Here is a 12,950-nt window from a genome sequence, read left to right as displayed (position 1 = left end):
GTTGGGGGTCGGGTGGGAAGAAGTCCTCTTCGTCCGGACTTGGTGGGGCGTCGTGGGGTTCAGCAAAGTTGTGCAGGGCCGCGGCGGGCGGCTGGTGGGTGTAGGTATCGACGGTGTAGGTGATCAGGCGGGCGTAGTCGCCGGGCGGGATCGGATCAGCCTCGTTGGTAATGTCGGCGAGGTGCTCGGCGGCCAGATACAGCAGATCGCGCGGCGTCCAAGTGTTGGGGTCGGCGGCATTGATGGCAGCCACCAGGCCGGGCCAGTGCAGGTCGGCGGCAATGGTTTCGGCGAGGATGGCGCCGAAGACGCCGTCGAGGTCGGTGATCCAGGCGGGCCGTAGCCGTGAATGGGTGGTGGCCAGGGTGGCGGTGGACGAGACTGCGCCGAAGATGCGCCACCACAGGGCGGCGGCGGGCAGCTCATCGGGGAGTGGCTTCTGGTGGGCGGCGGTGGTGATGATCTGACGAAGGTCTGGTGTGGTGCGGGTGGCCTGGGCGAGGTGGGCGGCCAGTTTTGGCCAGTAGGCGTCTGCGCGTAGTCGTGGGTCGATGGTGTCGATGAGGTCGTTCCAGCGGGTGGTGGTGTCGGCGCTGCGCCGCCCGATGCCCGCGGCGGCATGGCGCTGCAGGGTGGCTTGCACGGCGCGGGTGCGCACGGGGTACTGGCGGGCGCCAGTGAGACGGGTGTCGTTCTCCTGCACGCCGATGGCGGCGCGAAAGACGGCGATTTCGGCTGTCAGTGCCGTGTTCACGGTGATCAGCGGGCGCGCCCACCCGGGGGCGGTCGCGTGGGTCCAGCCGCGTGCGCGGTCGCGGATCTCCTCGGCCAAGGTTTCGACCAGGTGCTCGCGGCGGGCCAGGTAGGCACCCCACTGTGGGTCGCCGGCCAGGGCCGGCGGGATGGCGGGGAGCCAGCGCAGGACCCCGATGCCGGCGGAGTGGGTGCCGGCGGGGTCGATGCGGTGATCCAGGACGGCGGCGTGGTCCGCGGCGTCGTCGATGCTGCCCACGGCCAGCGCCTGAGCCAGCAGCTCGCGGGGATCAGCACCACCGAGTGCCAGGACGCACAGGTTGCGTCGCAGTACCGGCCAGGCCTCACGTTGGCTGAGCTGGGGGATCATCTCGTCGGCGATGGCGTCGAGCCGGTCCCGGGCACCGGCTCCCAGCCGGTTCTCGGCCGCCACACCCAGTGCGTCGTAATACATGTCGGCCGCGGCCTGCAGCCGGGCGGCCGGGTCGGCGGCGTGGCGGGCGGCGGTGGTGGCCGAGACTTGGGCGCCGTCGCGGGCCAAGATCCGGGTCAGGACGTCTACGGCGGTGTCGGGGTGGGTGGCTTTGGGGGACAGCAGCCGGTGCGGATCGCCCTCGGCGGTCGACAGGTACAGGTGGTTTTCGTCGGTGGCGCGGGTCATGGCGACGTAGAGGTGCTGGCGGGTCATCATGTCCGAGCCGACGATGTGGCAGGTGCCTTTTGTCTCGCGCCAACCTGCGGTCAGGCCCTGGGCGGAGTCGATGGTGGCCGCATAGCCCAGCGTCACGTGGGTGGCGAGGTAGTCCGCCGGCAGGGTGACGATGCGTCCGCTGCGCAGATGGCGGGCTTTCACCGCGCCGTCGGCGCGGACTTCGGTAATGAGGTAGCGGTAGCCGTTGCGCACGAAGTCGTTGCGCCCGATGGTGATTCGACGGTTGTTTTTGCGGGTGCGGATGGTGTCACCGACGCTGGCGTGCAGCTGGTCGGCGAGTACCACGGTGAGCGCGTTCGCTGCCGCAGGCTCGGCGGCAAGCCGGTCGGTGCGGGCGCGGGCGTTGAGCTCGTTGATGACGTCGTTGGTCGGTGCGAGCAGGATGGAGTCCGCGCCGTCGCCCAGGTCGGCCCGCCACGCCCGATAGGCCATGTCGGCGGCGGTCTCGTCGGTGCCGACGTGGATGCGGTGGTGGTCGATGTAGAAGCCGATGCCGGCCGGGTCGGCGTCATGCAGCGCCAGGCCCGCGGCGGCTTCAGCCGGTGACTTGAACCGGACGACTTCAGACAGGGTGAGGGCGTCGGTGGCCTCGGCGATGTCGCGCAGAACACCGCCGGCCGAGATGGACGACAGCTGGCCGTCGTCACCGACCAGGCGCACGCTCGCACCCTTGCGCAGCGCGTCGGTAATCATCGCGTCCAGCCCCGCGGTGGCTGCCTTTCCGGCCTCATCGACGACGATCAGGGTGTCGGGCCCAACGCGGTGAAACCAGTCTGGTCGCGCGGCAGGGGAGGAGGGGTCGGTGGACCATACGTACTTGTCGAGGGTGTCGGTGACCGCGCCGAGGTCGTCGCCGAGCAGGATCGCGGCGTCGGCGGTGGGGGCGAGTCCGATCACGTGTCCGCCCGAGTTGCGCCACGCATGCGACAGGGCGGCCATCGCTGTGGTTTTGCCCGTTCCCGCCGGCGCGAGCGCGAGTGCGACACGGCGCCCACTGGTGGCCAGCTCTGCCACGAGTGCGGCCTGCCCGGCGTTGAGTGTGCGTCCGCATGCCGTCGAGTTGGCCAGTGCCAGCTCGACATCGCGGTCGCTGGCGCACCGCCCGTCCACGCGTGCCACAGCGACCAGGATGCGGCGTTCTGCGGCCAGCATGTCGCGACTGGTGTAGACCTGCATACCGTGGCGGCTGTAGACGCTGGCGCCGTCGCGGCGACGCAACGCGACAGGCTCGCCCAACTCACCGTCGCAGATCCGGGCGTGCGGCACCGAAAACATCTCAGACAGCGCGTAATCGGTGAGGTGTTCGACCAATGCGACATCGTGCGACATGTTGTGGCGCCGCACCATGCGTAGGGCTTCGGCGCGCACGTGGTGACGCTGCCAGATCGAACGTGTCTGGCTGACGGTGGCGATCAGTTCGCCAGCACGCGCCAGTATCCACCGGTCATCGATTCTGGGTGCGTAGGGTGTGCGATCGGAGGGGCCCAAGGTGTCGGCCAGCATCCGCTGCACACCGCTACGGCCGAGCACCTGAGAGGCTTGGGTGCGCCACATCTGGCGCAGCTGCGCCAGTGAGCGCGGCTCGTGCTTGGCTTCGCGCGATTCCAACGTCGCCTGCTGCGCCAGCGCGATGATTTCCACGTTGCTGGGTTCGCGGCCGTGATCGGCTTGAAACTGCTTGGCCAGCTCGGCAGTGCGCGCCTTAATTGCGGCCCGCCGACTCGACCACCGCGCCATCAATTCCACCGACATTCCGGCGATCTCGCGGACCGGTCGTTTTCCGCGTCCGCGGGACTGCTCGACGAACGACACCGCGAGTCTGTCGATCAAGTGCGCTTCGAGACGGGTGTTGTACAACTCCGAAGCCGCGACCGTCACCCGGTGCAGCGGTTGACCGTCCAGGGCGAGCCATCGGCGCACGCCGTTGGCGTCCACGTGGGACACCTTGTTAGAGATCGCGACGTGGGTGTGTAAGTCGGGGTCGCCGGCGCGAGAGTCCCGGTGGGTGAACGCTGCGGCGATAAGTCCTTCGGTGTCGACCTGGGCGACACCGCCGGCGCCGGTGCGCGTGAAGGTGGCTTGATCCTGCAGCCACTCGAGCACGTCGGCGACGGCCGCATCATGGGCCGCTTCAATCTGCTCGGCCACCGATAGCGGGGCGATGGCCCACAGCGCCGACACTGATTTCACCGGCGAGAACGCCAGGTCGTATCCGGCCACGGCGGTCGTGCGGGCGCGGGTGTTGCGGGCGATGAATCCGGACAATTCGCGGTCATCGGCGGGTGGCCGGCCGTACTCCTCGGCGAACAACCCCACAGCCACGCGGGTGCGGATCTGTGCGCGGATCTCCGGGGCGATGGTGGCGTGCCAGTGTGCGCCGTTCTCGGCGTTGTGGTCGCGGAAGGCCACCGCCAAACGCCGCGCATACTCCGGTTCGCCGTCGCGTACCAGGAACCCACGACCGAGTCGGCTGGCCACCCGTCCCGAGCCCATGCTGCGGCCGATGACATAGGTCTCGATGCGCTCGGCGTTGGGGTGCAGACCCAATCCGTAAAGGGCGCGCATCTGCGCCTCACTGACGCCCGATCCCTCATCGACGGTCCAAATCTCCTCGCGGGCTTGCGGGCTCGCATCGCAGCGGCCGGTATCAGAGAGAGCGGCCAAGCCCCGACCCATCCACCGACCGGGCGATTCACCTTTGGCCGAGTAGTAGTCGGCCAGCGTGGATCGGCCGCGCTCGGTGCTGTCGGCGGCAGCGACCTGCCGCACCAGGTACAGGTATCCGTCCCCGGCGGTCAGCTTGTGCAGCGTCATCACCATGACGCGCACGCAGGCGTCCGCATGCGCCGCACGCTACGAACTCAGCGATTGGCGAAGCCACCACCAAACCAGAGGTTCTTAGAAAAGTCTTAGACGGCCAATTCTCCTGAGTGCAAGAGGTGTGTGGTCTGTCGTCGGGCTACGAAAGGGGTCGTGGGGCAGGGAGCTGGGCGAGCTGAGCGGGGGTGGTAGGGGAGTGGGCAGCGGTGTGGTGCCGGGTAGGGACGGTGATGCGGCAGGAGCGACGGGGAAAATTGGTGAACGACGAATGTGGCTGTGGTGGTGGCCCGGTCGGCCAGCAGGCTCCTAAGGTTCCGACCATGACAACACCACGGATATCGAAGGTTGAGGCCCGCAAGCGCGCCCATGAAGCGTCCCGCCGGGCCAACGAGGCCCGCGCCGCGAAGGAGAAGGCGAACATCGACGATGCCGCGGAGATCCTCGTCGCGGTCGGCAAGATCGCCGAAATCGAAACCTGGAAGAAGGAACGCTTGGCCCAGCTGCGCCAGCAGCTCGACATGGAAGTCGCCAAGAGGGTAGATGCCCAGCGCGCCAGGGGCGGCGCGGCGGTCGTGCGTATGCAGGGCCGTGGCGAGACGCTGACGACGATCGCCACGCGCACCGATCTGGGAATCGGAATAGTTTGCACCATGCTGCGGCACGGACCGAAGCCTGAGAAGCCCACGGCCAGTGATGATTCGCATGCACTAGGTGCGGGTGGCGTGGCCGGTGGGCCGATGGGAGTTGTTGACCCTTACATCAGTGAGCCGCCGGCCGATGCGGCGTCGGCGTGATGTGCGGCCGGCGTTGAGCGTGGTCGTCGGTGTGCGGGATCAGTGGCGCCGGGCGGCGTTGGTCGGCCCGTGCGTGCTGTGTCATGCCAGCCCGCCTCTACGCAGGTCGGGACGCGGACGTACAAGCCGGTTCAGCATCGTGCCGGTGAGAAGCGCTCGACGGGCGCGCCTGCAAGGCGTCTGGCCAGCTTTACTAGTGTGCTCGGTGTGGCGGCGGGTGCAGGACCACACAGGGGGCTCGGGAGTGCGATTCACAACGCCGGTGGAAGCTGGCCGCGCTGGGCGCTCTGAATGTCAGTTCTGACGGTTAGGTTCAACGGCGATGAGAAGCGCCGAGCGGCTGATCGCTGAACGGCGTGTGCACGCCGCGGAGATCGCCCGTTTTCACAGCCATGTCGTCTGCGGGCCAACGGCTTCGGACTGCAACATCTGGGCCGGCGCGACGGTGCCGATGGCTACGGCCGTTTCTACCTCACCCGAGAAGGGGCGGGGTTGTGCGTTCGCCCGCACCGCTACGCGTTGGCGATCGTGTCCGGTGTGGTGGCCGCTGGGGTGCTCGGAGTACACGAGTGCGACAACCCGGTGTGCATCAAGGTCGCAGCGGCGACAGATCCCCACCAGCACGTCGTTTCGGGCGCGCAGGGCGACAACATGGATCGCATGGTGCGGATGCGCCGTGGCGGCGGCCGATATACGGTGCGATGCTTCGACAGTCGGGGCCTGCGGCGCGCACGGTCGGTGGCGTTGCGCGAAGCGGTGCGCCACGGTTGGGATGACGCTGCGGTGCAGGCGGCGCTGCTGGGTGATCAGCCCACATTGTGGTGAGATTCGTCAGTACCCGTTGAGATTCGGTGAGCATGTGGCCGGGCGTGGCGAGCTGGGCGGTGTGGGGCGCGGTGTCGCAGCGGCGAGCTGGAGGCGTTGAGAAGGGATGCGGCAGTGGCGGTTGCGCGCGCGCTTAGCCGCGATTCAGGAGCATTGCGTCGCGCGGCGGAGGCACAGTTCTGGCGTCGAACCACACAGGCACCGCAGAGACGTTGGCTGCGCGGCCCAGCAGATGCGGTGCTGGCCGATCGTTTCGTGACGTCCCTGACAGCTGATGTAGACGCGCAGCGGGTCGCTCTAGCTCAGGAGCTTGCAACAGCGCCGCGAAAAACGTGATCGACGATTTACGGCTGGGATTGGAGGACCAGAAGGACTCTTTTCACCGGCGGTCTTCATGGATAACGAATGTTATCCATCAACTCAGGTGGTCCATTTCGCGCCGTTTCAGCGAGTATTGCGCCAAAGCATGCTGCAAGATGGGCTTGAGCCCGTTCGGCGGACACGCGGACACAGGGTCAGCGGCTTGCGCCGTCTGAGTGATTCGGTTCTCCTAGTCGACCGGGCTGATGTTCACCCCCCTCGCGGAGTGGCGTCTTCGTCGCCGTTGTACGCACGTTCGATCCAGTCGCCGACGGCGAGCCGTTGCTTTCGTGGGCCACAAGCAGCGGTCATAACTCAGACCGATGTCGGCCCTTCAGTCCCAACATTGTTGGCGACGAGATCTGCGGCGGTGAAGTTGCCGATCGTGTCTATCGGAGTAGACGCAGCAACGCTTAAGCCTTGACGGATAGGCCTAAACCTTGGGCCGGATCGATCTGCCCAGGTTCGCAGCGCGTCCTCACGCGGGGGGGAAGGGAAAGTGCATTCCGTCGAGCAGGTAAGACTCGGCGACGCGGGCTAAAGCTCTTCGGTTTGCGTTAGCAAGCCAAAGAGTCCCCTCGCGTTGTCGCGCTCCCCGCGTTGCGCGACACGCCACTTCCACGCGCTGCGACTGTGGCGGGACGGTTCTTCGGGTTGGCGCGGTGGTCGCGCACCCCGCGAGTTACATCCTCGAGGTGCAACCTATCGATCCCGGCCACGGCGCGGTGTTCCCATCCTCCGACGAGGGGGCGGAAGTCGCGGACCTAGTGACCTTCAGATGTGTCACACACAATCTGATAACTCAGTATTATCGATTTATTACGTACGTTTTAACTCCGTAGAAAAGGTGGTCGAACCATGAAGCGCCAGAAAGCGTCCCATACTGGACCGTCAACTACTGGGCGTGAGCACTGGCTTCGGCTTGCCTTGGCCGGTGGAGTCCTCGCAGCGATCGCGGCGGTGCCGGCATTCGCCGTTCCAAGCAGTGATCTGATCACACCGGCGGCTCCCTGCCCTAACGGAGAAGAAGTCGACGTGTTCAGCCTGTCATGCACACCGCACCTTGCACCGCGCTCGCCGTTGCAGCCCATCCCGGGCAATCCGGATGTCCCCGCAATACGGGGGGTGCCATGCACCACCGAGCCAGAGTGCACCCGTCTGGGCCGAAAGCCCGGTATCTTGGCCCCGCAGCCTGTACCGCATGCCAAGTTTGGACACGAGGGCACCGCCGAATCTCATCCATAGCGGGGACAGCCTGCTGACGCCGAACCGTGTCGGATGACCCTTCGCGCAAGAACCTGATCGCAAGAACTGATGATGAAGTGTCGAGCCTTTCGCACGGATCTTTCCTCGGATCAACACGTCGGCAATGCCGCCGGTCAGCGCGCGACGCCGCTCAGCTCAGACCGCGCCAGCTTCCAGATAGATATTGCCTGCGCCATCGGTTCGTGTGATGGTCAGCTCGAACGGATGGTCATCCCCGCCACACCGGCGCTGCCGAAGAACAGGGAGGCAGCGGCTGCCACGGCACCCACCGGTGATGTGGTCGCTGTGGACCCCTCGGCCACCATGCGTGATATGGCCGCGGCCAGATGCGCTGCGCTTATCCGTGACGGCCGCGTCGAGGTTCGGGACGGCACCGCCGAAGCGACCGGATGTGCCCACGGCACTGTCGATGTGGCGATCTCGGTCAACAACGTGATGTTATGGAATCGTCCCGCGGGGTTTGCAGAGTTGTTCCGTGTCCTGCGTCCGGGCGGACGGCTCTTGCTCAGTGTTCACCGGCACGTCCTTGATGTCGATCCCGTTCAACTCGTCGATGACGCGCAGTCGGCGGGGTTCACCGATGTGAAGCTTTCCGTGCGTGCAAGGCGCTTTAACAGCCCCGCCGTCGAATTGATCGCGCGCCAGCCCGAACGTTGACGGGTTCGGGACGGCACCGCCGAAGCGACCGGATGTGCCCACGGCACTGTCGATGTGGCGATCTCGGTCAACAACGTGATGTTATGGAATCGTCCCGCGGGGTTTGCAGAGTTGTTCCGTGTCCTGCGTCCGGGCGGACGGCTCTTGCTCAGTGTTCACCGGCACGTCCTTGATGTCGATCCCGTTCAACTCGTCGATGACGCGCAGTCGGCGGGGTTCACCGATGGGAAGCTTTCCGTGCGTGCAAGGCGCTTTAACAGCCCCGCCGTCGAATTGATCGCGCGCCGGCCCGAACGTTGACGGATCAGCTTAGGTTCATGCCGCATGGCTTATGGAAGCCATGGGCGGTGACCTGGCACCGGCTGACTCGGGACGGTGAAGGCGGCGAGTAACGTGGCCACGATCACATTGTCGGCGGCACGTTCATTCAACCGGCCGGCGGTGAGCTCCTCGGCGGCGCCATGAAGGACGTTGGGAAAGGTCGCCATTAGCCACATGGTTGGTAGATCGTCCCGGAAGACGCCCGCGCGACGGCCCCGTGATCCGCCCCTGCACCCGCCGGTGCGGAATCTCGTGCTGGTTGTGAATCCCAACCGGGCCTGATGGTGCGCTGCGCGGCCTGAAGAAGTGCACGATGCCGATTCATGATCTGGCATGAAGAGGTCACCAGCCGAGCAAAGTGCCGCTCGGGGGTAACCAGGTGAGGTCGACTGTGTCGAGGGTCTGTTGCGCCTCCGCCAGCGTGCGGACGAATACCGCGTCGACGAGGTCCGCACGGGTGGGGAAGTGACCGTACGGGCCACGCACTGGCATAGATCCTACTGTGTACGTACGTTGACAGCAGAACCCCTCGGATCCATTGCTGTTCGCTTGGTGTACCGCGCCTTTGTTGCCGTTTGCAGCGTCGTCAACGTCGCAGCGGGGTTGCGAGTAAGCCCGTTCATGGTGCGTCGAAGGTGTAGAACGTCTCGAAGGTGGTTGCACTGTCGGTCGAGCGGTGGATGCCCTTCTCGGTCGCAACGAACACCAGGCCTCGCCCCGCTGCCAACACAGCCTGCGGGCGCTCACCCAGATCGCGTTGCGCTTGCCACGTTGCCCCCGAATCTTGGCTGGCATACACCATCCCGGTCGGGGTAACCCCGATCAAGGGTCCTTCGTCGGGCCAACTCAGCAAGATCAGAGGGGGTGTGCCGACGACAGGTGTGAAGGTCTTAGCCTGGTCGACGCTGCGCAACATGCCCGTGCCGGTCGTGGCGAGGACGCCGTTGGGGTCGGTGGGTGACACCGCGATGTCGACGGCGCTGATCTCCGCACGTCGATCCCAGGTCTTTTTGTCTGCGGTTACCATCACCGATCGGGTTCCGCTGTCGAGTCCAAAGAGCAGTCCATGCCGGTAGTCGAGGGAATGGAAATCGGCCTCGCCGGTCATCGACAGTGTGTGCCAGGTTTGGCCGCCGTCGGTGCTTTCGATCAAACCAAGGTTCGGTGGAGCGTCGCGGCTGTCTGCGCCGGGATGCCCACTGCCCAGGAAATGATTCGGTCCTACGACAATGAATCCCATGAAGTCCTGCACGAGGTCGCCGACGAGTTCGGGGTCGCGCTCCCCGGCGAGTCGGTACACGCCGTAGTGCGTGCCGGCATACAACACGCCGTCGGAATCCACGCCCATGGCGTGGATGTGCGAAAAACCGCTGGGGTTGGATCGGCCAGAGGGGCTGTCAGCACTTGAGCATGCTCCGCTCAGCAATGCGGTAACCGTAGAGATAGTGATCAGGGCCGAGCGCATGCGTGCCTGCCATCTCAAGGGCGTTGTCACGACAGCCGTCTGTGATGATTGCAGCGTGATCGGTGCTTTTCGGCGGGCTCAGAGGTTCGCATTTCCTGCTCGCCACTGCTCCCACGGGATATTCCAATCACCGAGGCCGTCGGTACCGGACAGTGTTTGCCCTACGGTGTTGACGACTTCGACGATGTCGCCGCGCTTGGTGTTCTCGTAGAACCAGATGGCATTCGCGGGGCTGACGTTGAGGCAGCCGTGGCTTACGTTGGCACGCCCCTGACTGCTGACCGACCATGGTGCTGAATGCACATATATGCCGCTGTAAGACATCTGGGTCGCCCAATCGACATCGAGCCGGTAACCGTCTGGTGAATTGACCGGCACGCCGTAGGTCGACGAGTCCATGATCAGATTCGGGTACTTGTCGCCGATGATGTAGGCGCCGTTGTCAGTTGGTGTGCTGTCCTTTCCCATGGACAGCGGCATGGTCTTGATCAGTTCGCCGTTACGCCTGACGCTCAGCGTCTTGGTGCTGTCGTCGGCGGTGGCGATGACGTGATCACCGATGGTGAACCGGGTGCTGACGTCGTCCTGGCCGAACAAGCCGTTCCCGAGGTCGACACCATACGTTTTGACCGAAACCTCAACGGTAGTACCGGGTTTCCAATATTCGGCCGGGCGCCAGCGGACCTCGCGGCTGCTGAGCCAGTAGAACGCTCCGTCTACCGGGGGAGTAGTGACGACCGTAATCGCGTTCTGGGCAGCCAGACGGTTCGGGATGTCCTCGTCGAAGCGGACGGCGATGGGTTGGCCGACTCCGACGACTTCGCCGTTGTTCGGCATGACGTAAGGCATCGTCAGGTTCTCCGGCGACTGCGTTTGGAATGTCATGCTGTTGCGAGTGACGCCGCCCAGTCCGAATGCTTCCGCGTGCAACGTGTACTGCTTGTTGTAGCCCAGTGGTTCGGTCGTCGTCCACGTCACTCCATCTGGGCTGAGGTGCCCGTCGACTGAAATGCCGTCTGCATTGACCATGGTTACCGGACCGAGGACGCCGTCGCCGGCGGTCATCGTGACAGGAGAGTCCACCGCGACGCCGACGGCGCCGTCTGCCACTGAGGATTGCAGCGTCGGTACCAGTAATTCGCTATACGGGTCGCCCTTGTCTGCAATCACCTGAGGGGCCGGCGCGGCCGCGTTGCTGCTGCATCCCATGAGCAGCACCGTCAACGCCACCACGGCCGCGGCGATGAGCCCGAGCCGAGTGTTCCGTCGACCGATCCGTGAAGTCCGCCGCCGCAGCAGCATGGCTACTCCTTCTCTGCCGTCGTCTCAACGCGGATGCGACGGCTGCAAGCATTGCTGTCCCGGCACAGTCGCGCCACGCTGCGCATGTGACCACCCTCCATGGTCACCGCTCGGTGTTTTGCTTACCTAGCCCTTCGTCGAAGGTTCGGTAAAGGTTCGGACGTCGCCATTGACCTACCAACACGAGCGTGCGTGCTACCGAAGCTACTACTGCATCGGTACGTACATCGTAGCCACCCGTCAGCGCACATGTCGGTTGACTCCCTGGCGCGAGCGGGCCGAGGGCACCTGTCACACTTCACACTCGGCGATGGGAGGGTCTGGCGCGTCAGAGAGAAATCCTCAGCTGCTACTGGGTACGCGCAGTTGCTACGTATGTAATGAGCTCAGCCGGCAATCGTGCCTTTGCAAACCGCCGCCGCCGCGGCGTGCGGGCACAGACTGACGCCCGCAGAGTCGCTTCGGTACCTGGTTGCGGCGAGCGCTGAGCCCGGTGGTCGCCGCCGATCGTCGCGACGTTTGGCTGTTATGCAGTGTGGGAGCCTTGAGGTCGTGGTCGGGGATGCTGCGGTGATCCTACTTCCGCTGCTTGAACACGCCGGAGCCGCTGAAAGTCCAGTCGTTCGAGTGGTGGCCTTCGGCGCAGTGCACGCCACTCACCGGATGGCTATGCCGGTCGACATGATCGTTGAAGCCTTCGTCCGTCGTTGTGTCACTACGTTGGAGGCGTTCGATACACCATGAAGCCACCTGGCTCGATTCGTTCTCGATCAGAGGGTCGGCCGAGTGCTGGACAGGGGTTTACGTTTGCCTCCGGATACATGGCAGGCCATCACGACTAAGGGGATGGGCGACCGACACGAGGTCCGGCGGTCAGGGTCTTTACCGATTCTTCATCGAATACGGAAGCGACCCTTTAGGTTCTGCCTGCAGGCTAGCTAGCTGCGCAACGAAAGGAATTCGCGTGCACCTGAACCGGTTAATTGGCATCGCCGCCGCTGCAGCACTCGCATTGAGCGCCTGCAGTAACAGCCCACAAAGCGAACAAGACATGTCGTCAATGACTACTTCGGCGGTGGCCACCCCGTCGTCATCCGCTTCTCCAAGCGAGCGCGCGCCGGGGACTCAAGCGCACAACGACGCCGATGTGACCTTCGCCCAAGGGATGATCCCGCACCATCAGCAGGCAATCGAGATGAGCGACATGCTGCTGGCAAAGCAGGGCATCGACCCGCGCGTGGTGTCGTTGGCCAACGAGATCAAGGCGGCACAGGGCCCGGAAATCCAGCAATTGCAAGGTTGGCTATCAGAATGGGGCGTGTCTCCCACTACGTCCCCGGGCGCTGGTATGCCGGGCATGCCCGGCCATGACATGGGCAATATGGGCGGCGGCATGATGACCGAGGAAGACTTGACCGCGCTTCGTAACGCGCAGGGTGTCGAGGCGAGCAGGCTGTTCTTGACGCAGATGATCGAGCATCACCGAGGTGCCGTCGCGATGGCGCAGACTGAGGTCGACAACGGCCAGTTCGCGCCGGCGATCGAGATGGCACGTACGATCATCGCCTCGCAACAAAAAGAGATCCAGACCATGGAGCAGATCCTCGGCTCGCTGTAGGGATGTCAGAACGCTAGGAGCGTCGAGCTCTCCTCGATGTCCCCGTGCCGGTGATTT

9 protein-coding genes and 1 pseudogene are annotated in these 12,950 nt (G+C 64.9%); 5 read left to right on the top strand and 5 right to left on the bottom strand.

Going from position 1 to position 12,950, the window contains the following annotated elements:
- Positions 1–4,285 (bottom strand): MobF family relaxase (mobF, locus tag BST47_RS14310; RefSeq protein ID WP_083126146.1); only part of this gene is annotated, 4,285 nt, incomplete at its 3' end.
- Between the two features lie 320 nt (positions 4,286–4,605).
- Between mobF and BST47_RS14305 the strand changes: the two genes are divergently transcribed.
- The 4 genes and pseudogenes from BST47_RS14305 to BST47_RS30695 form a co-directional block, all read left to right on the top strand.
- Entirely contained in the window at positions 4,606–5,079 is a 474-nt protein-coding gene (locus BST47_RS14305) for a hypothetical protein (RefSeq protein WP_083126145.1), read from the top strand.
- 492 nt (positions 5,080–5,571) lie between these two features.
- The gene (locus BST47_RS14300) at positions 5,572–5,904 is read left to right on the top strand and encodes a hypothetical protein (protein ID WP_328586875.1); all 333 of its coding nucleotides are present in this window, start codon (positions 5,572–5,574) and stop codon (positions 5,902–5,904) included.
- A 1,836-nt stretch (positions 5,905–7,740) separates the two neighbouring features.
- Positions 7,741–8,187 (top strand): class I SAM-dependent methyltransferase, encoded by a 447-nt coding sequence (locus tag BST47_RS31150; protein ID WP_272937640.1) that lies wholly within the window; start codon positions 7,741–7,743, stop codon positions 8,185–8,187.
- Positions 8,188–8,205: 18 nt separating this feature from the next.
- A pseudogene (locus BST47_RS30695) lies at positions 8,206–8,487 on the top strand (class I SAM-dependent methyltransferase); the annotation flags it as partial.
- A 29-nt stretch (positions 8,488–8,516) separates the two neighbouring features.
- Here BST47_RS30695 and BST47_RS30690 read toward each other — a convergent pair.
- The 4 genes from BST47_RS30690 to BST47_RS14280 all read right to left on the bottom strand — a co-directional run bounded on the left by BST47_RS30690 (position 8,517) and on the right by BST47_RS14280 (position 11,275).
- Positions 8,517–8,675, bottom strand: a complete 159-nt coding sequence (locus BST47_RS30690; protein WP_165799791.1) for a hypothetical protein — start codon at positions 8,673–8,675, stop codon at positions 8,517–8,519.
- Positions 8,676–8,850: 175 nt separating this feature from the next.
- Positions 8,851–9,000, bottom strand: coding sequence for a hypothetical protein (locus tag BST47_RS31145; protein ID WP_234787840.1), 150 nt, complete (start codon positions 8,998–9,000; stop codon positions 8,851–8,853).
- 127 nt (positions 9,001–9,127) lie between these two features.
- Positions 9,128–9,973, bottom strand: coding sequence for a F510_1955 family glycosylhydrolase (locus BST47_RS14285; RefSeq protein ID WP_083126142.1), 846 nt, complete (start codon positions 9,971–9,973; stop codon positions 9,128–9,130).
- Positions 9,974–10,051: 78 nt separating this feature from the next.
- Entirely contained in the window at positions 10,052–11,275 is a 1,224-nt protein-coding gene (locus tag BST47_RS14280; protein ID WP_165799790.1) for a L,D-transpeptidase, read from the bottom strand.
- 964 nt (positions 11,276–12,239) lie between these two features.
- Here BST47_RS14280 and BST47_RS14270 point away from each other — a divergent pair.
- Positions 12,240–12,893 (top strand): DUF305 domain-containing protein, encoded by a 654-nt coding sequence (locus BST47_RS14270; RefSeq protein WP_067387067.1) that lies wholly within the window; start codon positions 12,240–12,242, stop codon positions 12,891–12,893.
- The last annotated feature ends 57 nt before the right edge of the window (positions 12,894–12,950 follow it).

Source organism: Mycolicibacterium tusciae, from assembly GCF_002086795.1.
GTDB classification, from domain to species: Bacteria; Actinomycetota; Actinomycetes; order Mycobacteriales; family Mycobacteriaceae; genus Mycobacterium; species Mycobacterium tusciae.
This window is presented reverse-complemented; position numbering and strand designations above follow the sequence as displayed.